Source organism: Sinomonas flava (assembly GCF_039531875.1).
Lineage (GTDB): Bacteria > Actinomycetota > Actinomycetes > Actinomycetales > Micrococcaceae > Sinomonas > Sinomonas flava.
The window spans coordinates 449,625-473,815 of record NZ_BAAAQW010000005.1 but is presented as its reverse complement, the minus strand read 5'-3'; the positions used below and the strand labels follow the sequence as shown (position 1 = coordinate 473,815).

Genomic DNA, 24,191 nt, shown 5'->3' with positions numbered 1-24,191 from the left:
GGACCCACCGCATCAGAGACGGCGCGTCAGGAGCCGACGATCTCCTCGAGCCCCCGCACCGACTCGGCGAGCGAGAGATCGGGGTGCGCGGCGATGTACGGGAAGAGGAGCCCGTTCTCCTTGCGCAGGTGCAGCTGGAACGCGCGGGCGATGGCGAAGCCGAGCGCGGCCGCCCGGGCGCCCTCGGCTGCCCTGAGCTCCTCGACGAGACCGATGATCGCCTGATGGTCCTGGAGCATGCCCTCGACGAGCAGGTGTCCCTTGTCCGTCCGTCCGGCGCCCCCGTAGAGCGGCCCCTCCTCGGCGACGGCGTGCGGGATCAGGTCGTTCTCGCACCATTCGACCAGGTTCGCCTTCTCGTCGTGCGCGGTGCCGACGTCGCCGGCCTCCACCGCAGCGACGATCGCCTCGGCGAGGGCCGTCACCCGCTCGAGCATGTGCGCGTGGTGGTGCTCGATGGCCGCCAGCGCCTCGTCGTCGGAATGGAGTTCGTGGTCTGCATGCCCGTGTGCCATGGGCCCATCATCGAACCCCGCCACCGGCGGCTCAAGGGGCGAAGGGCCTGCCAGCGCCCGAGGCTGATGGTCCTCCCTCCCGGCAGCCCCTACATGTGCACGTGCAGGCGCCGCGCGGCCTCCGCGAGTGAGCCGGACAGCGACGGGTAGACGGCGTACGTGTTCGCGACGTCGTCGACGTGGAGCTTCTGCTCCACGGCCATCGCCAGGCCGAAGATCAGCTCGGAAGCGTTGGAGCCCATCACGACGGCGCCGATCACCGTCCCGGAGCCCTTGCGGGAGATGATCTTGACGAACCCGTCGGTCGTGTTGCGCATCTTGGCGCGCGCGTTGCTCTTCAGGCGCAGGGTCACGACGTCGCCCGCGATCCTCCCAGCCGCGACATCGGCCTCGGTGGCGCCCACCGAGGCGATCTCGGGCGAGGTGAAGATGTTCGAGGCCACGTGGTCGAGGTTGAGCGGGGTGACCTGGTCGCCGAGGATGTGCGCCACGGCGATGCGGCCCTGCATGGCCGCGACCGAGGCGAGCGCGAGCACGCCCGTGCAGTCGCCCGCCGCGTAGACGCTGGGCACCGAGGTGCGGGAGACGCCGTCGACCTTGATGTGCCCGCTCTCGCTGAGCGCCACGCCGGCCTCCTCCAGGCCGATGCCGTCGGTGTTGGGGATCGAGCCGACGCACAGGAGGCAGTGCGAGCCGGTCACCTTCGTGCCGTCGCCGAGGGTCACGGCGACGCCGTCGCCCGTGCGCTCGACCGACTCGGCGCGCGAGCGGGACAGGACCCGGACGCCGCGGCGCTCGAAGACCTTCTCGAGCAGTTCCGCAGCGTCCGTGTCGGAGCCGGGGAGCACGCGGTCGCGCGAGGAGATGAGCGTGACCTTCGAGCCGAGGCCGTTGTAGGCGGAGGCGAACTCGGCGCCCGTCACGCCGGATCCCACGACGATGAGCTCCTCGGGGAGCTCGTCCAGGCTGTAGATCTGGGCCCAGTTGAGGATCCGCTCGCCGTCGGGGCGGGCGGTGGGCAGCTCGCGCGGGTGGGCACCGACGGCGACGATGACGGCGTCGGCCACGATGCGCTCGGTGCCCTCGGCGGTCAGGGCCTCGATGGTGTGGGGGTCCACGAGCCTGCCCGAGCCCAGGACGATCCGCACGCCCTGGCCCTCGAGCCCGGCCCGGATGTCCGCCGACTGCTGGCGGGCCAGGCCGAGGAGCCGGTCGTTGACCACCTTCAGGTCCGCGCGGAGCGCCGAGCGCGTGAGGGGCGCGCCGTTGTCCGTGTCGAAGCGCAGGCCGAGGGCGGCGGCAGCCTCCTCGACGCGGGTCATGAGGTCGGAGGTCGCGATGAGGGTCTTGGAGGGCACCACGTCGGTCAGCACGGCCGAGCCGCCGAGCCCGGCACGCTCCACGATCGTGACCTGGGCTCCGAGCGACGCCGCGACCGAGGCGGCTTCGTAGCCGCCGGGGCCGCCGCCCAGGATTGCGATGTGGGGGGCCGCGAAATCAGGGTTCATCGTCACGGAGTACCATTCTGCCTTCCCTGCGTGCACCCGTGCCATCGTGGGCGCCACTCAGCGGCGTGGTGTGCTGCACGGCACACTGCGGCGCGTGCCACAGGGGGTGCAGGTTGGTAGGTTCTATCTGTGACGACAACCGCTCAGTCCGCCGAGCCCTTCGCGCTGGCGCAGGCCGCCGCCGACCACATCGCCAGCGCCACGGGCGTCGCCCAGCACGATCTCGCCCTGGTCCTCGGCTCGGGCTGGGGCGGTGCCGCGGACCTCATCGGCGAGACCACGGCGACCCTCCCCGCCCACGAAGTTCCGGGCTTCTCGGCGCCTGCGGTCGAGGGCCACGTGGGCACGATCCGCTCGGTGCGCGCCGCGGACGGCAAGCGGGCGCTCGTCCTGGGGGCCCGGACGCATTACTACGAGGGCCGGGGCGTCCGCGCCGTGGTCCACGGCGTGCGAACCGCAGCGGCGGCGGGCTGTCGGGTCGTGGTCCTCACGAACGGGTGCGGCGGCCTCAACCCGGCGTGGGCGCCCGGGACTCCGGTGCTCATCAGCGACCACATCAACCTCACGGCCACGTCCCCGCTCGAGGGCCCGACCTTCGTGGACCTCACCGACCTCTACTCCGCCCGCCTCCGAGCGCTCGCGAAGTCGGTGGACCCGAGCCTGACCGAGGGTGTGTACGTCCAGTTCCCCGGCCCGCACTACGAGACGCCCGCCGAGGTGCAGTACGCGAAGCGGATCGGCGGCGACCTCATCGGCATGTCCACGGCGCTCGAGGCGATCGCCGCCCGGCACGCAGGCCTGGAGGTCTTCGGCATCTCCCTGGTGACGAACCTGGCTGCCGGCATCAGCCCCGAGCCGCTGAGCCACGAGGAGGTCCTCGCGGCGGGCCGGGCCGCGGGGCCGCGCATCTCCCGCCTGCTGGCCGACGTGATCGCAGCGATCTGAGAGTCTTCGAGAAGGACACCACCCGATGAGCATCTCCCCCGTCACACTCGATGAGCTCCGGCCGCGCGCCGAGGCCTGGGCCGCCGCCGACCCCGACCCCGACACCGCCGCCCAGCTCCGCCTCACGGTGGCCCAGGCCGCCGAGGGGCAGCCCGCCGCCCTGCAGGAGCTCTCTGATGCCTTCTGCGGGACCCTCCAGTTCGGCACCGCGGGCCTGCGCGCCGCCCTCGGCCCCGGGCCGAACCGCATGAACCGCGTGACGGTCCGCCGCGCCGCGGCCGGCTTCGCCGAGTTCCTGCGCCGCCGCGTCGCAGCGCACGACGGCGCCGGCTCGCCGGGGTCCGGGGCGGCGCCGCGCGCCGTGGTCGGCTACGACGCGCGAACCAACTCCGACGTGTTCGCCCGCGACACGGCTGCCGTGTTCACCGCGGCCGGGATCGAGACGAGCCTCCTGCCGTCCCCGCTCCCGACGCCCGTCCTCGCGTACGCCCTCCGGGCGCTGGACTGCGACGGCGCCGTCATGGTCACCGCGAGCCACAATCCGCCCCAGGACAACGGGTACAAGGTGTACCTCGGCGGGAGGGCCGTCGACGAGGCCGGCCGCGGCGCCCAGATCGTCGCCCCCATCGACGCCGAGATCGCCGGGCTCATCGCCGCGGTCGGGCCCGTGGACGAGATCCCTCTCGCCGAGGACGGGTGGGCCACACTTCCGGCGAGTGTCGCCGCGGACTACCGCGACGCCGTCGTGCGCCTCGCGCGGCCGGACCTCTTCCCGTCCCGCCGCCTCAAGGCGGTCCTGACGCCGCTGCACGGGGTGGGCGGCGAGACGCTCCTGGGCGTGCTGAAGGCCGCCGGGTTCGACGACGCCTCGATCGTGGGCTCGCAGGCGGAGCCGGACCCCGCGTTCCCGACGGTCGCGTTCCCGAACCCCGAGGAGCCGGGCGCCCTGGACCTCGCGCTCGAGGCCGCGCGCGAGGCCGGGGCGGACATCGTCATCGCCAACGACCCGGACGCCGACCGCTGCGCCGTCGCCCTCCCCGACCCGGAGACGGGCGAGTGGCGCATGCTGCGCGGCGATGAGGTCGGCGCCCTCCTCGGGGCGCACGTGGTGCGGCGGCTCGGCCTCGACGACGAGCACTCCCCCGAGCCCACCGGGGTGTTCGCGAACTCGATCGTCTCCTCACGGCTGCTCGGCAGGATCGCCCAGACCGCCGGGGTGGCCCACGCCGAGACCCTCACGGGCTTCAAGTGGATCTCCCGCGTCCCAGGGCTCGTGTACGGGTACGAGGAGGCCCTCGGCTACTGCGTCGCGCCGGAGCTGGTCAAGGACAAGGACGGACTCTCCGCCGCGCTCCTCGTCGCCGAGCTCGCCGCGGACGCGAAGGCCCAGGGGGAGACGCTCTTCGACCGGCTCGACGCCCTGCACGTGCTCCACGGCGTGCACCTCACGGACCAGCTGAGCGTGCGCGTGGCCGACCTCGGGCTCCTCGACGCGATGATGACGCGGCTGAGGGACAACCCTCCGACGGCCTTCGCCGAGTCCCCGGTGGAGTCCGCGGTGGACCTCTCGCTCGGCTCCGAGTCCCTCCCGCCCACGGAGGGGATCTCGTGGACCACGCGGGACTCGACCCGCGTGATCGTCAGGCCCAGCGGGACCGAACCGAAGCTCAAGTGCTACCTCGAGGTCATCCGGCCGGTGGACAGCTCGGCCGAGCTCGCCGAGGCGAGGCGCGCCGCCCGCGAGGCGATGGACGCTGCCCTCGAGGACCTGCGGGAGGCCCTGGGGCTCTGAGGCCCCGCCCGCTATCGTTCCTGCTGGCCCTGTTGGCCCAGGCGGTCCCGGACGGCCCGGGCGTCCACCCCGAGGCGGGACAGGAGCGTCGCGGCGGGATCCGGTTCGGCGCCCTCGAGCAGGGCCAGTGCCAGGTGCCGCCCGGTGATCGTGCGGGACTTCTCGGCGGCCGCCTGCCGTGCCGAACGGGCAAGCACGTCCTTCGCCGCGGAGGTGAAGGGCAGCCGGCCGGCCTTGCCCACGGTTCCCGCGAGGGGAGCCTTCCCGGGGTCGATGCCGACCGCGGCGAGTGCCATGCGGTCCAGGTCCTCGTCGGCGGCACGGGCCGAGGCGAGGCTGGTCCCGAGGGCGGAGGCGCTCTCGGGGTCGTGCAGGAGTCCCAGGAGCAGGTGCTGGGTGCCGATGCGCCGGTCTCCGCGGCGTTCGGCCTCGAGGATTCCCTCGGTGACGGTGCTGCGCGCAGCAGCGGCGAATCGTTCGAACATCCCATCCGTCCCTTCGTCTCAGGCTCGGCGCGCGTCAGCGGGCCTTGCCGTGCTTGACGTGGACGGACTGCCGCGACACCCCGAGGGCATCCCCGATCTGCTCCCAGGTCCAGCCGCGCTCGCGGGCGAGTGCGACATACCGGGCCTCGGTCACCTCGGCCAGCCGGTGCAGCGCGCCGACCGCGCGCAGGCCCACTGCGGGATCGTCGGAGTCGAGGGAGCGCGAGAGCTGCTGGTCGTCCACGCCCGTCAGTCTACGTTGACACAGCAGCTGTGTCAATCCAGACTGACACGAAGGGCTCAGGCCGCGATCTGGACGATCCCGTCCACCACGCGCGCCGGGAACGCGGCGATCGGGGCGCCAGGGGCGTCGAGCCGCTCGCCGGTCGCGAGGTCGTAGACCTGCTTGTGGAGCGGCGAGGCGATGGTGTGGCGTTCGCCGCGGGAGCCGACAATGCCACGCGCCATGACGTGGGCCTCGGTCGCGGGGTCGCGCTGCTCGACGGCGAAGACCTGGTCCGTCGGGAGGCGGAAGAGCGCCACCTGACGGCCGGCCACGAGCGCCGCCTCGCCCCAGTTGGGCTCGAGGTCGTGCAGGCTGCACACGCTGTGCCACGCCGCGCCGTCGGGTTCCGCTCCGAAGTCGGCGTCGCGGAGATCAAGGGGGGCAGGTGCTGTGATCGTCATGCCCTCAACGCTACGGACGGGGGCGTTTCACCCGGGTTGAAGCCGTGTCACGGCCGCGTAAAACCGCGCTCACCGCCAGCGAAACATGCCCGTGACAGTGAAGTTAATCGGCCGTTACACGGGGGCAACTGAGGTGAAATCGCCAGTTCCTAGGCTGATGTCAGCTCCCCTGATCCCGCCGGACCGCCCGGCCCCCTCTCTACGGAAGGCACCGACCGTGAGCAGCACCAGCCCGATCGAGACCCCCACCTCCGGCTCTGTCCCCGCCAAGCGCCGCGTCGTCGTCGTGGGCGGTGGACCCGCCGCCCACCGGTTCGTGGAGGCGATGGCCTCCCGCGGCCTCGGCCGCTTCGACGTCACCGTGCTGACCGAGGAGGCACACCTCCCCTACGACCGCGTGGCCCTGTCCAAGGCGCTCACCGGCGACCCCGCCGACGTCGACCTCACCCTCGGCGACGCCTCCCTGTGGGAGACGCCCGGCATCACCCTGCGGACCGGTGCGCGCGCCGTCCGCGTCGACGCTGCCTCCAGGACGGTCCTCACCCGGAGCGGCGATGAGCACGAGGCGCACCCCTACGACGAGCTCGTGCTCGCCACCGGCTCGAACGCCGCCAGGCTTCCCATCCCCGGCGCGGACCGCTCGTACGTGTACCGCACGCTCGAGGACGTCTGGTTCCTCCGTGCGGAGATCCGCAGGCTCGGCGAGTCCCTCGGCCGCCCTGCGCGGGTCGCGGTCATCGGCGGCGGCCTGCTCGGCATCGAGGCGGCGGCGGGCGCCAAGTCCCTCGGCGCGGAGGCCGTCATCATCGACGGCTCTCCGTGGCCCATGAACAGGCAGCTTGACGAGGGCGCGGGCCAGGCCCTCACCCGGCTGATTGCCGCCAAGGGCTTCACCGTCCACGGCGGTGTGTTCCCCTCGGAAGTGCTGACGGATGACGCCGGGCTGGTCACCGGGGTGCTCATGGCCGACGATCGCGTGGTCCCCGCGGACCTCGTCGTCGTCGCCATCGGGGTGCGTCCCCGCGACGAGCTGGTCCGCGCCGCGGTCGAGGAGGCTGGCGCCTCGGGAGAGGGCTCGGCGCCGTTCGAGCTCGGCCCGCGCGGCGGCGTCGTGATCGACGAGACCTGTGCGACCGGCGCGCCGAATGTGTGGGCGATCGGCGAGGTCGCGAGCTTCGGCGGCATGTGCCTGGGCCTTGTGGCCCCCGCCAACACGATGGCCGAGATCGTCGCGGACCGCCTCCACGGCGGCGGGGCGACCTTCCCCGGCTTCGACACCGCGACGAAGCTCAAGCTCTCCGGGGTGGACGTGGCGAGCTTCGGCGACGCGTTCGCGGCCGCACCGGGCGCACTCGAGATCGTCTACGCGGACCCCGCCCGCGGCGTCTACCAGAAGATCGTCACGACCGACGACGCGCGCACGCTCCTCGGCGGGATCTTCGTCGGGGACGCCTCCCCCTACCTGAGCCTCCGCCCGCTCCTGGGCCGCGAGCTCCCCGCCGAGCCGGGCGCCTTCCTGAGCGCCGCCGGCGGCGGCGATGCGCCGGAGACCGAGCTTCCCGACGACGCCGTCCTCTGCTCGTGCAACAACGTCGCCGCGGGGACGCTGCGGGACGCCGTGAACGGGTGCGGGACGTGCGAGGGGAAGGACCCCGTCCAGGACGTCGCCGGCCTCAAGGCCTGCACCCGCGCCGGCACGCAGTGCGGCTCCTGCGTGCCGATGATCAAGAAGCTCCTCGAGGCCGAGCTCACCAAGTCCGGCGTCACCGTCTCGAAGGCGCTGTGCGAGCACATCTCGCTGTCCCGCCAGGAGCTGTTCGACCACATCCGCGTTGCCCAGCTGACCTCGTTCGAGGACATCATGTCGCGCTTCGGGACGGGCGCCGGCTGCGACATCTGCAAGCCCACCATCGCGTCCATCCTCGCCTCCCAGCACTCGGCCTACGTGCTCGACGCCGGCCGCGGCACGCTCCAGGACACCAACGACCGCGCGCTGGCGAACATGCAGAAGGACGGCACCTACTCGGTGGTCCCGCGCATCCCGGGCGGCGAGATCACGCCCGAGAAGCTCGGCGTCATCGCCGCGGTCGCACAGAAGTACAACCTGTACACGAAGATCACGGGCGGCCAGCGCATCGACATGTTCGGCGCGCGCCTCGAGCAGCTCCCCGACATCTGGGCCGAGCTCATCGCCGCCGGGATGGAGTCCGGGCAGGCCTACGGCAAGAGCCTGCGCACGGTGAAGAGCTGCGTCGGCTCGACCTGGTGCCGGTACGGCCAGCAGGACTCGGTGGGCATGGCCATCCAGCTCGAGCTGCGCTACCGGGGCCTGCGCAGCCCGCACAAGCTCAAGCTCGGCGTCTCCGGCTGCGCCCGCGAGTGCGCCGAGGCCCGGGGCAAGGACGTCGGGGTGATCGCCACGGCCGACGGCTGGAACCTCTATGTGGGCGGGAACGGCGGCGCGACCCCCGCGCACGCCCAGCTGCTCGCCAAGGACCTCGACGACGAGACGCTCATCAAGTACATCGACCGCTACTTCATGTACTACATCCGCACCGCCGACCGCCTCCAGCGCACCGCGCGCTGGCAGGAGGAGCTCGACGGCGGGCTCGAGCACGTGCGCCAGGTCGTCGTCGAGGACTCCCTCGGCATCGCGGCGGAGCTCGAGGCCGCCATGGCCACGCACGTCGAGCACTACGAGGACGAGTGGGCCGCGACCCTGAAGGACCCCGAGCGCCTGCGCCGGTTCCGCTCCTTCGTCAACGCCCCCGAGGCCGCCGACGAGTCCATCGTCCACGTCGCCGAGCGCGACCAGATCCGGCCGGCCACGGTGCAGGAGAAGGTCTCCCTCGGCGCCACCATCCCGCTCCGCGCCGCGGCCGTCGCCGGCGCCGCATCCGAGGAGGGCTGACATGCAGCTGAACCTGAGCCTCTCCCTCTCCCTCCGGGGCTTGCCCGTCGTCGTCCTCGGCGGCGCCGACGCCTCCCGCCAGGCCCTCGCGCGCTACCGGAAGGCGGGGGCGAAGATCGCGTTCTTCGACTCGCCCGAGGCCTACAGGGCCGCGGTAGCCCTTCCCGGGCGGCCGGCCCTGGTCGCCGTCGTGGGCGGGGCCGACGGCCACGGCGGGACGCACGACGGCGACTGGTCGCCCGTGCTGGACCACTACCGCGCGCTCGGGGTGCCGCAGGTCAGCGAGCCCGCGGCCGGCGCGCGCGGGCACGTCACGCTCGTGGGCGGCGGCCCGGGCTCCCGCGGCCTGCTCACGGTGGACGCCGTCGAGGCCCTGCGGGACGCCGACGTCGTCCTGTTCGACAGGCTTGCCCCCTGGCGCGAGCTCGAGGGCCTCACGACGGCGCGGCTCGTCGACGTCGGCAAGCTCCCGGGCCACCACAAGGTCCCCCAGGACGAGATCAACCGGCTGCTCGTCGACTACGCGCTCTACGGCGTCGACGGGCGGCCGGCGAACGTGGTCCGGCTCAAGGGCGGGGACCCGTTCGTGTTCGGCCGCGGCGCCGAGGAGGCCGCGGCCTGCGCCGAGGCCGGCGTCCCCGTGCGGGTGGTGTCCGGCATCTCGAGCTCGATCGCGGTGCCCGCCGCGGCCGGGATCCCGGTCACGCACCGCAACGTGAGCCACTCGTTCACCGTCATCTCCGGCCACGCTCCCCTCACCGACGCCGAGCACCTCCACCTCGCCGGGCTCGCCGCGGCAGGGGGCACCGTCGTCGTGCTCATGGGCGTCGCGAACCTCCCGCACCTCGCCGCCGGGCTGCGACGGGCGGGGCTCTCCCCCGCCACCCCGCTCGCCGTCGTCGAGCGCGGGCACCAGGCCGGCCAGCGCACCACGGTGACCGAGCTCGGCACCGCCGAGCCCGACACGGCGGCGTGCGGCAACCCCGCCGTGATCGTGGTCGGCGAGGTCGTGCGGGCCGCGGCGGCGACTGGGCTCGCGGGCGGCGTCACACGCGAGGACCTCGAGGGGCTCGCGTCCGCGTTCATGATGGAATCGTCGTCAGGCACGCGCAGGTGAGGCACATGGACGGAGCAGTGGCAGTGGCGTCTGAATCCGAGGTCGGGACCGAGCTCACGACGGCGCTCAAGGGCTTCCGCGTGGGCGTCACCTCGCACCGCCGCGCCGAGGACCTGATCCAGGCCCTCGAGCGGCGCGGCGCCGAGGTGCTCCACGCCCCCGTGCTGACGATCGCACCCGTGGACCAGGACCTCGGCGTCATCGAGGACACCCACCGCACGATCGCCGCCAGGCCCGACCTGTGCATCGTCACGACCGCGTACGGGATGCGGCGCTGGCTCGAGGTCGCCGACGCCGCAGGGCTCGGCGACGAGCTCCAGGAGACGCTCAGTGCCGCCCGGCTGTACGTGCGCGGGCCCAAGGCCCGGGGGGCCGTGCGCGCGGCCGGGCTCGCCGATGTCGGCATCTCCCACGACGAGACCACGGCGACCCTCGTCGACCTGGTCCTGCGCGACGCGGGCGGCCGGCTCGACGGGCAGACGGTCGTCATGCAGCTGCACGGCTACACGGACCGCGTCCAGCTCGACAGGCTGCGGGACGCCGGCGCCGAGCTCATCACCGTCACCCCGTACCGCTGGGTGCGGCCCGAGGGCGGCGACCGGCTCGAGGCCCTCATCGCGGCGGTCTGCGCCGGGGAGCTCGACGTCGTCACCTTCACGAGCGCGCCGGCGGTCGACGCGCTGTTCAGCACCGCGCACGAACTCGGGGTCCACGCCCAGCTGCTGGCCGCCTTCCGGCAGCGGGTGGCGACCGCCGCCGTCGGGCCCGTGACCGCGGCCCCGCTCGAGGCCGCGGGACTGCGGCCCTGGGTGCCGGACCGGTTCCGGATGGGCGCGCTCATCAAGCTCGTCACGGACAACCTGTCCCGACGGAAGGTACGGCGCCTCGAGACCACGGCCGGTCCTGTCGAGCTGCGCGGGCGGACCATGGCGATCGCCGGGGACGAGCTCATCCTCCCCCCGGCCGCGATGCTCCTGTTCCGCGCGCTCTTCGACGCCGGCGGCGCCGTCGTGCCCCGCGAGACCCTCGCGCGGCTCGTCTCGACCACCGCGTCCAACCACGCGCTCGACATGGCGGTGAACCGGCTGCGCGCCTCCCTGCCGGACGGGGAGCTCATCCAGACGGTCGTGAAGCGGGGGTACCGGCTGCGCGTGGTGGGCTAGGGGTCGGCGCGGGGCGCGGTGTGCCAGTATGGGGTGCACCGGTACGCCCTGTACGACCCCGACGGAAAGGACGCAGACGTGTCTTCCGAGCCTGAGCTGAGCCCCGCGGACCTCGCCGGCTACATCGACCACACCCTCCTGAAGCCGGAGGCGAGCGAGGCCGACATCCTGAAGCTGTGCAGCGAGGCCGTGCAGTTCGGCTTCAAGTCGGTGTGCGTGAATCCGGTCTGGGTCAAGACGGCGACGAAGGCCCTCAGGGGCTCAGGCGTGCTCACGTGCGCCGTGGCGGGCTTCCCGCTCGGGGCGACGCCGACCGACGTGAAGGTCTTCGAGGCCCGCGGCGCGACGCTGGACGGCGCGGACGAGGTCGACATGGTGATCAACATCGCCGCCGCCCGGGCCAATGACCGCGGCGCCCTCGTCGAGGACATCCAGGCCGTCGCGGAGGCCGTGCACGGAAGCTCGTCGATCCTCAAGGTGATCATCGAGACCTCGCTGCTCACGGACGAGCAGAAGGTGCTCGCGTGCGAAGCGGCAGTGGAGGCGGGTGCGGATTTCGTGAAGACGTCCACAGGCTTCAACGGCGGCGGCGCGACGGTCGAGGACGTCAGGCTCATGCGCGCCACGGTGGGTCCCGACCTCGGTGTCAAGGCGTCCGGCGGTGTGCGAACCGCCGACGATGCTCGGGCTATGATTGCTGCTGGTGCCACGAGGATCGGAGCCAGCTCCGGCGTGGCCATCGTCTCCGGCCAGCCTGCCGCCGGGGGCTACTAGTCGCACCGAAGAGGGAGAGAAGATGAACGAGTCGAAGAAGCGCCCGCTCGAGAATGAGAACAACCTCGGCGGGAGCATCGTGATCTTCGCCGTCCTCATGGTGGTGTTCATCCTCGGCCTGTACCTCGTCCAGTTCCTCGACTTCACCAGCGTGTGGCCCATGGCGGCGCTGATCCTGCTCTTCGCCCTCGCGTACTTCATCCCGATGACGTTCCTCGGCCGCTCGGACGCCGGCGGAGACCACCGCTGACCTCTCGGGTACACCAAACCCCCACCCACGGCGTCTCGGGTACACCAAACCCCCACCCACGGCGTCTCGGGTACGCGAAATGCCTGGCCGGGCCAATGTCCGGTCGGGCATTCGCGTCTCCCCATCGATTGCCTGCTGACGTTCGCGTACCCGAAAAGCGAGTCCTGTGGATAACCTCTGCGGCCGTCGGGGCGTCTGTGGCTCAATGAGCCCATGCCTCTTGAGCCCCTGCCGCCGTCCTTGGCCGCCGCGTCGTTCACGGCGGACGAGGCGCTCAGCCTCGGCGTCGACAGGCGAAGGCTGAGCGGCGATGACCTGTTCATGCCAAGCCGCGGCATTCGCACCCCCGAGCTAGCCCGGCAGACCCTCCTCCAGCGGGCGAGGCCGTACACCGCGCTCCACCGCACGACGGCGCTCACTCACCTCAGCGCCGCGATGGCGCACAGGATCCCGCTCCCGGCATGGGCGCAGGACGCGACGCTCCTGGACCTTTCGCGGGCGGGCACGCCCGACGACCCGAAGCACGAACGCCTGGGCCAGCCCCGGCGTGCAGAAATCCGAGGGCACCGTCTGCGGCTGAAAGACGACGAGGTCATGGCGCTGGAGGGAACCCGCATCACGACTCCGTCGAGGACGTGGCTGGACCTCTGCTCAGTCCGGCGTCTGACCATGGACGACGTCATTGCAGCCGGCGAGTACCTCGTGTCGGAGCACGAGCGCGCCTACTACCCCCGGACCGCGGTCGTGCCTCTTGCCGAGCTCCGTTCGTTCGTGGAGAGCCGGCATCGCGTGGTCGGGCTCGGGCGGGCGCGCGTCGCTCTCGAGATCCTGGCCGTCGGTGTCGACTCGCCTCAGGAGTCCTACCTGCGCCAGATGCTCGAGCGGGCCGGGCTTCCCCTGTTCATCCCGAACTGCCCGGTGACGGACCCCTGGGGAGTGACCCTCTGGGTCGATCTCGGAAACCCGAAGTTCCGTGTCTCGGTCGAGTACGAGGGCGAGCACCACCTGACCGATCAGCAGAAGGTTTTCGATGCGGTCCGCGACCGGCGCACGCGCGCGGCAGGGTGGCTCCAGGTGAAGATCACCAAGGAGGACATGGCCAAGGGCGAGGCGTACGTCGTCGCGAAGGTCCGCGAGGCACTTCGGGCCCACGGCTACAGGGGCTGAACTCCTGGATCCCTCGGTGGCGAACCCTGAGATTTCGCGTACCCGAGACGCAATTCAGCAGGATTCCGCGTACCCGAGACGCAATTCAGCAGGATTTCGCGTACCCGAGACGCAATTCAGCAGGAATTCGCGTACCCGAGACGGTGTGAGGACGGGTTTGGCGTACCCGAGACGGTCAGGGGGTGAAGATGGCCTCCACCACCTGGTCGGCCCAGTCGAGGATCTCGCCGTCGGCGAGGTCGTGCCCGCCGATGGGGGCGGTCTTGGGCTTCGGGATGAGCACCGCGTTGAGCGCCGGCTTGTACTGGGCCCCCTTGTACATGCGCGTGAGCCGCATCTGCTTGGACTCGGGCAGGTCCGCGGGCGCGAACCGCACCATGTTCCCCTGGAGGGCGACATCGGTGAGGCCAGCCGCGCGGGCACGCACCCGGAAGCGCGCAACCGCTGCCAGGTTGGCCACGGGTGCGGGCGGCTCGCCGTACCGGTCGGTGAGCTCCTCCATGACCTCGGCGATCGCCGCGTCGTCGTTGGCGGCGGCGAGCTTGCGGTACGCCTCGAGCCGGAGCCGCTCCCCCGGCACGTAGTCGTGCGGGAGGTGGGCGTTGACGGGCAGCTCGATCTTCATCTCGGCCACCTTCTCCTCCCCCTCGCCGCGGTAGTCGGCCACGGCCTCACCCACGAGGCGGATGTAGAGGTCGAACCCGACGCCTTGGATGTGGCCCGACTGCTCGCCGCCGAGCAGATTGCCGGCGCCGCGGATCTCGAGGTCCTTCATGGCCAGCTGCATGCCGGCGCCGAGCTCGTTGTGCGCCGCGACGGCCTTGAGCCGCTCGAGCGCGACCTCGCCGAGGGGCTTCTCGGACGGGTACAGGAAGTAGGCGTAGGCCCGCTCGCGCCCGCGGCCCACCCGCCCGCGCAGCTGGTGCAGCTGCGAGAGTCCGTAGGAGTCGGCCCGGTCGATGATGAGCGTGTTGGCGTTGGAGATGTCCAGACCGGTCTCGATGATCGTGGTGCACACGAGCACGTCGAAGCGCTTCTCCCAGAAGTCGACGATGATCTTCTCGAGCCGGGACTCGGACATCTGCCCGTGCGCCACCTCGACCCGGGCCTCCGGCACGAGCTCCCGGATCGCCGCGGCCTGCTTCTCGATCGAGGACACGCGGTTGTGCACGAAGAAGACCTGCCCCTCGCGCATGAGCTCGCGCCGGATCGCGGCGGAGACCTGCTTGTCCGTGTACGGGCCCACGTAGGTGAGCACGGGGTGCCGTTCCTCGGGCGGGGTCGCGAGCGTGGACGTCTCGCGGATGCCCGTGAGCGACATCTCGAGCGTGCGCGGGATCGGCGTGGCGGACATCGCCAGGACGTCCACGTTGGTGCGCATCTTCTTGAGCGCCTCCTTGTGCTCCACGCCGAAGCGCTGCTCCTCGTCGATGATGACGAGTCCGAGGTCCTTGAACCCGACCTCCTTCGACAGGAGCCGGTGCGTGCCGATCACGACATCGACCGATCCGTTCTTGATCCCCTCCAGCGTCTCCTTCGCCTCGCCGGCCGTCTGGAACCGGGACAGCGCCCGCACCCGCACCGGGAAGCCGGAGAACCGCTCCGAGAACGTCTCGAAGTGCTGCTGGGCGAGTAGCGTGGTCGGCACGAGCACGCCCACCTGCTTGCCGTCCTGGACCGCCTTGAAGGCGGCGCGGACGGCGATCTCGGTCTTGCCGTAGCCCACGTCGCCCGAGACGAGGCGGTCCATGGGCACCTCGCGCTCCATGTCCGCCTTGACCTCGTTGATGGTGGTGAGCTGGTCCGGCGTCTCGATGTAGGGGAAGGCCTCCTCGAGCTCGCGCTGCCACGGCGTGTCCGGCCCGAACGCGTGGCCCCGCGAGGCCATCCGGGCGGAGTACAGGCGGATGAGTTCCCCCGCGATCTCCTTGACGGCCTTCTTGGCCTTGGACTTGGTCGCGGCCCAGTCCGCGCCGCCCATCTTGGAGAGCGACGGCGCGTCCCCGCCCACGTAGCGGGTCACCTGGTCGAGCTGGTCCGTCGGCACGAAGAGCCGGTCCCCGGGGGCGCCGCGCTTGGCCGGCGCGTACTCGAGGACCATGTACTCGCGCGTCGGAGCCGCGCCGGGCGCGCCGCCGGACACCTTGCGCTGCACGAGCTCCACGAACTTCCCGATCCCGTGCTGCTCGTGCACCACGAAGTCCCCGGCGTGGAGCGAGAGGGGGTCGACGGCGTTGCGCCGCCGCGAGGGCATCTTCCGCATGTCGCGGGTACCGGCGGCGCTCGCCCGGCCGAGGAGGTCCGCCTCGGTGAGGAGCCCGAGCTTGAGCCCGTCGAGGACGAATCCCTTGCCCGTGGGGGCCTTGGTGATCTCGATGATGCCCGGCTCGGGCCCGCGGTCGAGGCCCTCCACTCGGCTGCACGGGATGCCAGCGTCGTGGAACAGCTCGGCGAGGCGCTGGGCGGGGCCCGGGCCGTCGGTCGCGACGACGATCCGCCACTCGTCGCGCACCCGGGAGCCGATGAACTCCATCATCTCGGCCACGTCGCCCTGGTATCCGCGGGGCTCCCGCGCGGCGATGGTGACGACGTCGACGTCGAGCACCGTCTCCTCGTCGACCCCCAGCGAGGTGATCGACCACCATGAGACCCCGTGCCCCTGCGCGTCGGCGCGCGTCTGGGCGAGCGTGCGGAACGAGGCGTCCTCGAGCCGCCCGGCGTGCTCCGCGTCGTCCCCCGACCCCGCGCCGCCGGCGAGGCTGACATCGAGCGGCGCGGCGCCGCCGTCGGACGCCGTGGCCCACGCCGCGGCGAGGAACTCCTCGTTGGTCGCGGCAAGGTCGTGCGCGCGGGCGCGGACCCTCTCCGGCTCCATGACGAGCGCGAGCGAGCCCTCGGGCAGCTCGTCCATGAACGGCACCATGCGGTCCACGAGCAGCGGAGCGAGGGACTCCATGCCCTCCACCGCAATGCCGCCGGCGATCTTCTCGAGCATCTCCGCCGCTGCGGGCAGGCGGTCCTTGAGCCTGGCCGCGCGGCTCATGACGGCCGGGCTGATGAGCAGCTCGCGGCACGGCGGGGCGTAGAGGGACGTGGGGTGGTGGATGCCGGGCCCGGTGAGCGAGCGCTGGTCGGCGACGGCGAACCAGCGCATCTGCTCGACCTCGTCGCCGAAGAACTCGATGCGCACCGGGTGGTCCTCGGTGGGCGGGAAGACGTCGATGATGCCGCCGCGCACGGCGAACTCGCCGCGGCGCGTGACCATGTCCACCCGCGCGTAGGCCGCGTCCGCCAGCGCATGCACGACGTCGTCGAACGGCGCGTCCTGCCCTATCGCGAGGGAGACGGGCGCGAGGTCGCCCAGGCCTCCGACGAGCGGCTGCAGGACGGCGCGCACGGGGGCGACGACGACCCGCAGGGGCTGCCCAGCATGCGTCTCCGGGTGCGAGAGGGCGCGCAGGACGGCGAGGCGGCGGCCCACGGTGTCCGAACGCGGCGAGAGCCGCTCGTGCGGGAGCGTCTCCCAGCTCGGGAACAGCGCGACCGCGCCCGCCGGCAGGTACGCGCCGAGCGCCGCGACGAGGTCCTCCGCCTCCCGCTCGGTGGCGGTCACGGCAAGCACGACGCCGCCCACCTCCGGAAGGCTCTCCAGCACCTCCGCGACGATCACCGGACGCAGGCCGGCCGGTGCGGCCACCTGGAGGTCCTGGCTGCGCCGCGCGGCGGGCTTGGAGGCGTACTCCCGCAGCCGCGCGAGGCTTGCGTCCTCGCCCACGGCGCGTCGGAGCCCGTCGAGGGCAGGCAGGCCCTCGAGGCCTGAGGGACGCAGGACGTCGACGGTCACGGTGGGCTCCTCACGGAAGACAGCAGGACAGCACAACAACCCCGACACTCGCTGAGGCCGGGGGTGTTCCCAGCTTAGCCAACTCCACAGGCAATGGCAGGGCCGGCGGCCTAGCATGGGACGCGTGGAGACGCCTCCTTCCCGTGCTGTCCGGCCGGCCGCCCGCGCCGCGCGCCGTCGGGCCGCCCTCTGGGCCGGAGCCCTCGCGTACCTGGCCGGGGTCGCCGCCGTCGTGCTCTGGCCTGCCCCCGTGGACCGTCCCGCGGCGGGCAGCCTCGCCCGGATGTTCAGCTGGCTCCACCGCCACGGCGTTCCCGGCTGGTTCGGGTACGGGCAGTTCGAGTGGCTGGCGAACGTGGCCTTCTTCGTCCCGTTCGGCGTGTTCGCGGTCCTGCTGGGGTTCCGGGCGTGGGCCGCGGTCCTGGGCGGCTTCGCGGCGTCCTGCGCTGCGGAAGCGGCGCAGTTCCTGTTCCTGGCCGAGCGGACCGCGTCCTTCGCGGACATCGCCGCGAACACGATCGGGGCGCTGCTCGGCACTCTGGCGACGGTCGCCGTCGTGCGCCGCAGGCCGACGGCGCCGAGGCCCGCTGGGCGGTCCGACAGCACTCCCGCACGGCCCTAGGATGGTCTTCGGCGCTCCTCGCGCCCCTGCGACCGGTGCGCCGCGAGCGCCCGGTCGGCCCCAGCCTCTCTAGGAAGGACCACCTTGGCACTCTCAGCCAGCACCACCCTGAACTACCCCGTCGACCGCGTTGCTGCCGTGTTCGCGGACGAGGCATTCCAGCGCCACGTGAGCGAGCTCGTGGGCGGCCGCCTCGAGTCCTTCACGCTCGATGGCGACGTTGCCGGCGCCTTCACCGCCACCGTGGTCCGCCAGCTCCCGACCCAGCGCCTGCCTGAGATCGCCCGCAAGGTCGTCGGCGAGTTCGTCAACGTCACGCAGACCGAGACCTGGGCGGCGCCCGAAGCCGACGGCTCTCGCCAGGCGGACATCACCGTCAAGGTGGCCGGCGCCCCGGTGGACGTCGCCGCCGTCCAGCGCCTCGCCGCCGAGGGCGGGGCCACCCGCGTCGAGCTGAACGGCACCGTGAGCTCCTCCGTCCCGCTCCTGGGCGGCAAGATCGCCTCGGCCGCCGAGCCCATGGTCGGCAAGGCCCTCAACATCCAGGCGACCCAGGCCGAGGCGTGGCTGGCCGGGGAAACCGTCTGATGCAGCTCCCCGTCGCCCTGTCCTGGCTGCTCATCGTGGCCGGCGCATGGAACCTCGTGGTGTGGCCGCAGTTCCTCCGCCGGGTCATGAAGGATCCGCGGGCGCGTGACGAGCAGGGCCGCCCGACGCGGTTCCTGACCGTCCACCTGTTCCTCGTTGCGATCTCGGTGACCCTCGGGGTCGCGGTCGCGATCGTGGGAGTCAGGGCGCTCGTCTCCTAGGAGCGGCCGTCAGGCGAACCGGCGCCCCAGCCACTGCGCGACGCGGTGGCTGGGGCGTTCGACCATCCAGTGGAACGCGGCGGCGACGGCCAGGGAGAGCACGAGGCCGACCGGCATGGAGACCCACAGCGCGGCTGGGCCGATGGGCGTGCGAGCGGGCAGGAGTGGGCCGATGAGGTGGTACGCGGCCACCACGATCGGCTCGTGCGTGAGGTAGAGGCTGAAGGAGACAGTGCCGAGCCAGGCCGCGGCGCGGCCGGAGAGCGCCCGGACCGCCGGACGCCAGTGGAGGGCGACGACGACGAGCGCGACCGCGGCTGCCGACAGCGAGATGTGGGCGGCGGGAGAGCCGGATCCCACGACCCAGGGCAGCCACAGGCCGACGACGCCGAGGGCGGCGAGGGCGGGCATCGTCCAGCTGGGAAGGCGTGTCACCGTGGCCGCGAGCTCCTCGCGGTGCGCGGCCAGCAGCGCGCCGAGCAGGAACAGGGGCAGGTCGCGGACGAACCCGTTCACCGTCGTGGTGCCGACGCCGATCAGCGCGGCGGCGGCCGCCCACTGGGCCCAGGGCATCCAGTGGACCCGTGCGGCGCGGTGCAGGGCGACGGCGACGAGCACGTAGGCGGGCAGCAGCAGCGAGAACCACATCTCCCAGCGCAGCGACCACAGGGGCGGGACCACGAGTCCGTCCGTGAACAGGAGCGTCGCATCGCCGAGGATCCGCTCGGGTGTGACCCCGGCCCCCATCGCGTCGATCCAGCCGCTTCCGGTCTTGGGGCGCGGGACGACGGCCCAGAGCGCCGCGGCGAACGCCACGGCCGCCCAGACGGGCAGGTAGAGTCGGGCGAGTCGCTTGGGGTAGTACGAGCGCCAGGACGGCAGCCGGTCCGCAGGCTTCGTGAACGGCAGCGTGAGAACGAAGCCGGAGAGCACGAAGAAGAGGTAGACCGCGCCGGTGCCCTCCCACAGCACGTGCAGGGGCGTCGCGACGAGCCACCACTCCCACGAGCCCGGCGTGGCGCTGCCGAACTGGAAGCCGGTCTCGGCCAGCCGCGGCACGGTCAGCAGCGTGTGGCAGACGAGGACGACGAGAGAGGCCACGCCGCGCAGCCCGTCAAGCGAAGCGAGCCGTGACGAGGGCGGAGCGCCCGGGGTTCCCTCCCGCGCCCGCAGGCTCTGCTCGCGTTCCTGTGGGCCCCGTGAAGTCGTCGTCACCATCTGCATAGGCTGTCAACTTTACCATTTCGTAATCTTCGAAGGCCCTGAAAACCGCCTGTAGACTGGTCACCGGTGTGCCGGGAAGTCTGGTCGGCGTTGTCCTCGAGGACCCTTCGGGACCTCTTCTTCGACGTTAAGGATTCCCATGGAGCGCCGCAGCCAAACACCCGCGGGCCCACCCGGCCCGGTCACCCACCGCTGGACTCTCGCCCGTGGCAGCTACCTCGAGTACCAGCGCATTGCCGGGATCCTGAGGAAGGAGACGGTCGGCGGGGCGCTCCTGCTCCTCGCCACGGTGGCCGCCCTCGTCTGGGCCAACTCTCCGGCCCGAGACGCCTACTTCGCCCTGCGGGACTTCCGCGTGGGCTACGAGCCGTGGCACCTGGAACTCAGCGTCGGCCACTGGGCCTCGGACGGCCTGCTGGCCATCTTCTTCTTCGTCGCGGGGCTCGAGCTCAAGCGCGAGTTCGTAGCCGGGGACCTGCGCCGGCCCTCGACCGCGGCCGTCCCGATCGTCGCTGCCTGCGGCGGCGTGCTGCTCCCCGCGCTCATCTACGCGGGCATCATCCTCGGGACCGGTTCGGACGGCCTGAAGGGGTGGGCCATCCCCACCGCGACCGACATCGCCTTCGCGCTCGCTGTCCTCGCCGTGATCAGCACCCACCTGCCGGCGGCCCTGCGCACCTTCCTCCTGACGCTCGCCGTGGTGGACGACCTCATCGCGATCGCGATCATCGCCTTCTTCTACGGCACGGGCGTGCAGCCAGGCCTTCTCGGCCTCGCCCTCGTCCCGCTCGGGCTCTTCGCGTTCCTCGTCCAGAAGCGCATCCATGCGTCGTACCTGCTCCTGCCCCTGGCCGTCGCCACGTGGGCGCTCGTGCACACTTCGGGCATCCACGCGACCGTGGCCGGAGTCCTCCTCGGCTTCACCGTCCCCGTCCTGCGCAGCGCCAAGAACGGAGGACCGGAGGCCGGCCCCGGCCTCGCCGAGACCCTCGAGAACAGGGTCCGCCCGCTCTCTGCGGGGATCGCGGTTCCGGTGTTCGCCTTCTTCTCCGCAGGCGTCGCCCTCGGCGGATGGGAGGGGATGGCGGCCGCTGCAACAGATCCGATCGCGGTGGGCATCGCCGTCGCGCTCGTCGTCGGCAAGTCCGTGGGCGTCTTCGGATCGACCTGGCTCGTGACCAAGACCCGCCACGCGAGCCTGGACCCGGACCTGAAGTGGGTCGACGTGTTCGGCATCGCGCTGCTGGCCGGTGTCGGCTTCACCGTCTCGCTGCTCATCGCCGAGCTCAGCTTCGGGTCGAGCCCCCACGGCGAGCACGCCAAGACGGCCATCCTCGCCGGCTCCCTCACCGCCGCGCTGCTCGCCGCCGTCGTGCTCCGCCTCCGGAACCGCCACTACCGCCTGGTCGAGCAGGCGGAGCTCGTCGACGCCGACCGCGACGGCATCCCGGACGTGTTCCAGCGGGACCCCCAGTAGCCCAAGCCTGCCGGGTACTCATTCGCCACCCGCTTGCGCCTCCGCACTACTTGGGCCACTCCGCGGCACGTACTCGTCCCCCACGCAGGCCCCCGGCCTGACCACTCGTTTCCACGCCTGTCGGGACGCGTTTCGGCCCATCCTCCTTGTCCCGCATCCTCCCCCACGGCGACCGTGAACCAGGGGCGCAGGCCCCTGCAGTGGTACCCGGCATGGGAGGACGAATGGCCCGGATCCACCCGACAGGCGCGAGGAGCCTCGACGTCACGCTCGGAGGCACCACGGTCACGCTGCTGGACAGCGGCGAGGCCGTCGAGTCCATCCTGGGCGGGTGCCTCGAGCGCGAGGTGCCGCTCGGCGTCGTGTCGGCGAACCTCGACCACGTCTACCACTTCGGCTCCGGCGGGCGCTGGGAGCGCACCCTCGATGCGGTGGACGGCCTCGAGTGGCTCACCCTGCTCGACGGCGCTCCCCTCGCCTCGGCGGCCGAGCGCATCACGGGCCAGCAGTGGCCCCGGCTCGCCGGAAGCGACCTCATCGGTCCGCTCCTCGACCGGGCCGAGGCGGACGGGCTGAGGGTCGGCTTCCTCGGAGGCCTCCCGGAGGCGCACCAGCGCCTGCGCGGCCGCCTCGCCGAGCAGCGGCCGGCGCTGTGCATCGCGGGGTTCTGGGGCCCCAGCCGCGGGGAGCTCGAGGATCCCCGGATGTCCCGCGCCGTGGCCAGCCGGATCGCGGAAGCCGGGACGGACGTCCTCGTCGTCGGGCTCGGCAAGCCGCGTCAGGAGCTCTGGATCGCGGAACACGGCGCCGAGACGAGCGCGCGTGTCCTGCTCGCGTTCGGAGCCGTCGTCGACTTCCTCGCCGAACGCATACGGAGGGCCCCCGTGTGGGTCTCAGACCACGGGCTCGAGTGGGCGTGGAGGCTCGCCCTCGAGCCGGCGCGGCTCTCCGAGCGGTATCTGGTGCAGGGGCCCGAAGCCTACCTGCGCCTGCGGCGGAACAGCGCCCCGGGCACGGTCGCGCTGACGGCGGCGGCCCGAGCGGCGGCCGCCCGCGATGCGTCGCGGGCGGCCCATCCCGCGGGGCGGGGGCTGGAGCCCGGGAGCCCCCGTCCCCGGCCCGGCGGCGGCTTCATTCCGGTGGAGGAGCCGGCCGACGTCGCGGCGCTGATCGTCGCCTACAACAGCGCCGACGCACTCGGCCCCCTTATCGACTCCCTGCGCGGGGCCGCGCGGAGCGTCCGGCTGAGGGTCGTCGTCGCGGACAACTCGCCGGATCCTTCGACGCTCGCGGCGCTCGCCGCGCATCCCGACGTGGTCGCGTTCGGCACCGGCGGCAACCTCGGGTACGCGGGAGGAATCAACGCGGCGATGGCCGCGGCGGGCCAGGCCGAGGGATACCTCGTGCTCAACCCGGACACCACGGTGCTGCCCGGCGCTGTCGACGCGATGCTCGCGCGACTGCGGGCCGGGGCGGGCGCCGTCGTGCCCCTGATGCTCACGGACGACGGCGAGCGGTACCCCTCGCTGCGGCGCGAACCCACGGCCGCACGGGCGTGGGGCGACGCGCTCTTCGGCTCCCGCTTCCCGGGGCGGCCGCAGTGGTGCGCGGAGACCGATTACCACGACGAGAGCTACGCCCACGCGCACACCGTCGACTGGGCAACCGGCGCGGCGATCATGGTCTCCGCCGACGCCGCAGCCGCGGCCGGGCCCTGGGACGAGCGGTACTTCATGTACTCCGAGGAGACGGACTACTGCCGGGCGCTGCGGCACCTGGGGTATGAGGTCTGGTTCGAACCGGCCGCGCGCGTGCGCCACGCGGGCGCCGGGTCCGGCTCCTCCGGGAAGCTCGCGGCCCTCATGGCCGTCAACAAGGTCCGGTACCTGCGCAAGCACGCGACTCCGGCGCGGGCCGCGCTCGGGGCGGGCGCCGTCGTCGTGCGCGAGATGCTGAGGGCGGGCGACGCCGGCCACCGCCAGACGCTCGCGACCCTCCTGGCGCCGTGGACCTGGGGGGAGCTGCCGCATGCCGTGCGGCCCGCCGAGGGTGCGACCGACGACGGCGCCGAGCATCCCGAGGGCTGCGTGATCATCCCGGCCCACAATGAGGAAGCTGTCATCGGGCGGACGCTCGGGGGCCTGCGGCCCGCGCTGCAGAGCGGCAGGGTGGAGGTGATCGTCGCGTGCAACGGGTGCACCGACCGCACGGCCGCGATCGCCGCCGACGTTCCCGGCGTGCGGGTCCTCGACCTGGCCGCACCCGGCAAGACCAACGCCCTCAACGCCGCTGACGCGGTGGCGACGCGCTGGCCGCGGGTGTACCTGGACGCCGACATCGAGATCCCGCCCGCAGCCCTCAGGAGCGTGCTCACCGAACTGGGCCGTGGGCGGTACCTGGCCGGCCGGCCCGACTTCCGGTACGACACCTCCGGCTGTGGGCCGCTCGTCGGTGCCTACTACCGGGCGCGCGTGCGGGTCCCCGCGACCCACGAGGCTTTGTGGGGAGCCGGCTGCTATGCCATGACCGAAGCCGGGCACGAGCTTCTCGGGGCCTTCCCCGACGGCGCACCCGACGACTTCTACGTGGACACCCTGTTCAGTGCCGAGCAGAAGGTCCTCCTCGACTGCGAGCCCGTCGTCGTACGTCCCCCCAGGACGGCGGGCTCGCTCCTCTCCACCCTTCACCGGGTATACCGCGCACCGGCCGAATCGGGCCAGCGGGCGACGCCGGCACGCACCCTGCGCGGGCTCGTCGCCTCGGTGCGGGGGCCGGTCTCGCTGGCCGACGCGGCCGTCTACGCTTCCTTCGCCCTGATGGGCCGGAGGCAGTCCGCATCCGCTCGCGGCGTGTCCCGCTGGGAGCGGGACGAGAGCAGCCGGCGATGATCCGGCGGACTGC

Annotated in this window: 20 protein-coding genes; 13 read left to right on the top strand and 7 right to left on the bottom strand. The window is 72.4% G+C overall.

All coding sequences use genetic code 11. From position 1 onward, the window contains the following. Positions 1-26: 26 nt before the first annotated feature. Both ABD298_RS10595 and ABD298_RS10590 read right to left on the bottom strand, forming a co-directional pair. Positions 27-515, bottom strand: a complete 489-nt coding sequence (locus ABD298_RS10595; protein WP_344299651.1) for a hemerythrin domain-containing protein — start codon at positions 513-515, stop codon at positions 27-29. 89 nt (positions 516-604) lie between these two features. Beyond that, positions 605-2,029, bottom strand: a complete 1,425-nt coding sequence (locus ABD298_RS10590) for an NAD(P)H-quinone dehydrogenase (protein ID WP_344299650.1) — start codon at positions 2,027-2,029, stop codon at positions 605-607. Between the two features lie 123 nt (positions 2,030-2,152). Here ABD298_RS10590 and ABD298_RS10585 point away from each other — a divergent pair, with 123 nt between their 5' ends. Beyond that, positions 2,153-2,968, top strand: coding sequence for a purine-nucleoside phosphorylase (locus ABD298_RS10585; RefSeq protein ID WP_344299649.1), 816 nt, complete (start codon positions 2,153-2,155; stop codon positions 2,966-2,968). Positions 2,969-2,993: 25 nt separating this feature from the next. Further along, positions 2,994-4,760, top strand: coding sequence for a phospho-sugar mutase (locus ABD298_RS10580; RefSeq protein ID WP_344299648.1), 1,767 nt, complete (start codon positions 2,994-2,996; stop codon positions 4,758-4,760). Positions 4,761-4,771: 11 nt separating this feature from the next. Here the strand turns inward: ABD298_RS10580 and ABD298_RS10575 are convergent, their stop codons facing one another. From ABD298_RS10575 to nirD, 3 genes are read right to left on the bottom strand one after another with little or no spacing between them, the layout of a single operon-like run. Further along, positions 4,772-5,245 (bottom strand): Clp protease N-terminal domain-containing protein, encoded by a 474-nt coding sequence (locus tag ABD298_RS10575; protein WP_344299647.1) that lies wholly within the window; start codon positions 5,243-5,245, stop codon positions 4,772-4,774. 34 nt (positions 5,246-5,279) lie between these two features. Further along, positions 5,280-5,489, bottom strand: coding sequence for a helix-turn-helix domain-containing protein (locus ABD298_RS10570; RefSeq protein ID WP_208712078.1), 210 nt, complete (start codon positions 5,487-5,489; stop codon positions 5,280-5,282). Between the two features lie 56 nt (positions 5,490-5,545). Then, on the bottom strand, positions 5,546-5,932 hold the full coding sequence (gene nirD, locus ABD298_RS10565) for a nitrite reductase small subunit NirD (RefSeq protein WP_344299646.1): 387 nt from the start codon (positions 5,930-5,932) through the stop codon (positions 5,546-5,548). A 325-nt stretch (positions 5,933-6,257) separates the two neighbouring features. Between nirD and nirB the strand changes: the two genes are divergently transcribed. The 6 genes from nirB to ABD298_RS10535 all read left to right on the top strand — a co-directional run bounded on the left by nirB (position 6,258) and on the right by ABD298_RS10535 (position 13,314). Further along, positions 6,258-8,843, top strand: coding sequence for a nitrite reductase large subunit NirB (gene nirB / locus ABD298_RS10560; protein ID WP_425564388.1), 2,586 nt, complete (start codon positions 6,258-6,260; stop codon positions 8,841-8,843). A gap of 13 nt (positions 8,844-8,856) precedes the next feature. After that, a complete protein-coding gene (gene cobA, locus ABD298_RS10555) occupies positions 8,857-9,960 on the top strand; it encodes a uroporphyrinogen-III C-methyltransferase (RefSeq protein WP_344299789.1) in 1,104 nt (367 codons plus the stop codon). A 5-nt stretch (positions 9,961-9,965) separates the two neighbouring features. After that, on the top strand, positions 9,966-11,123 hold the full coding sequence (locus ABD298_RS10550; RefSeq protein ID WP_344299644.1) for a uroporphyrinogen-III synthase: 1,158 nt from the start codon (positions 9,966-9,968) through the stop codon (positions 11,121-11,123). Positions 11,124-11,201: 78 nt separating this feature from the next. Beyond that, a complete protein-coding gene (deoC, locus tag ABD298_RS10545; RefSeq protein WP_208712073.1) occupies positions 11,202-11,897 on the top strand; it encodes a deoxyribose-phosphate aldolase in 696 nt (231 codons plus the stop codon). 22 nt (positions 11,898-11,919) lie between these two features. After that, positions 11,920-12,147: a hypothetical protein gene (locus ABD298_RS10540; protein ID WP_344299643.1), complete on the top strand. Its 228-nt coding sequence runs from the start codon at positions 11,920-11,922 to the stop codon at positions 12,145-12,147. Between the two features lie 213 nt (positions 12,148-12,360). Then, entirely contained in the window at positions 12,361-13,314 is a 954-nt protein-coding gene (locus ABD298_RS10535; RefSeq protein WP_344299642.1) for a hypothetical protein, read from the top strand. Between the two features lie 175 nt (positions 13,315-13,489). On the opposite strand, the gene mfd is transcribed toward ABD298_RS10535, so the two are convergent. Continuing rightward, on the bottom strand, positions 13,490-17,275 hold the full coding sequence (gene mfd / locus ABD298_RS10530; protein ID WP_425564374.1) for a transcription-repair coupling factor: 3,786 nt from the start codon (positions 17,273-17,275) through the stop codon (positions 13,490-13,492). A 7-nt stretch (positions 17,276-17,282) separates the two neighbouring features. Between mfd and ABD298_RS10525 the strand changes: the two genes are divergently transcribed. The 3 genes from ABD298_RS10525 (at position 17,283) to ABD298_RS10515 (ending at position 18,589) form a co-directional block, all read left to right on the top strand. Next, the gene (locus ABD298_RS10525) at positions 17,283-17,780 is read left to right on the top strand and encodes a VanZ family protein (RefSeq protein WP_344299639.1); all 498 of its coding nucleotides are present in this window, start codon (positions 17,283-17,285) and stop codon (positions 17,778-17,780) included. 84 nt (positions 17,781-17,864) lie between these two features. Beyond that, the gene (locus ABD298_RS10520) at positions 17,865-18,368 is read left to right on the top strand and encodes a DUF2505 domain-containing protein (protein ID WP_208712069.1); all 504 of its coding nucleotides are present in this window, start codon (positions 17,865-17,867) and stop codon (positions 18,366-18,368) included. Beyond that, a complete protein-coding gene (locus tag ABD298_RS10515) occupies positions 18,368-18,589 on the top strand; it encodes an SCO4848 family membrane protein (RefSeq protein WP_344299638.1) in 222 nt (73 codons plus the stop codon). Before ABD298_RS10520 ends, ABD298_RS10515 begins: the two co-directional genes overlap by 1 nt. Positions 18,590-18,598: 9 nt before the next feature. On the opposite strand, the gene ABD298_RS10510 is transcribed toward ABD298_RS10515, so the two are convergent. After that, positions 18,599-19,807, bottom strand: a complete 1,209-nt coding sequence (locus ABD298_RS10510; RefSeq protein ID WP_344299637.1) for an acyltransferase family protein — start codon at positions 19,805-19,807, stop codon at positions 18,599-18,601. Positions 19,808-19,952: 145 nt separating this feature from the next. On the opposite strand from ABD298_RS10510, the gene nhaA reads away from it, so the two are divergent. Further along, positions 19,953-21,290: a Na+/H+ antiporter NhaA gene (gene nhaA, locus ABD298_RS10505; protein ID WP_344299636.1), complete on the top strand. Its 1,338-nt coding sequence runs from the start codon at positions 19,953-19,955 to the stop codon at positions 21,288-21,290. 224 nt (positions 21,291-21,514) lie between these two features. Next, positions 21,515-24,178: a WecB/TagA/CpsF family glycosyltransferase gene (locus ABD298_RS10500; protein WP_344299635.1), complete on the top strand. Its 2,664-nt coding sequence runs from the start codon at positions 21,515-21,517 to the stop codon at positions 24,176-24,178. The last annotated feature ends 13 nt before the right edge of the window (positions 24,179-24,191 follow it).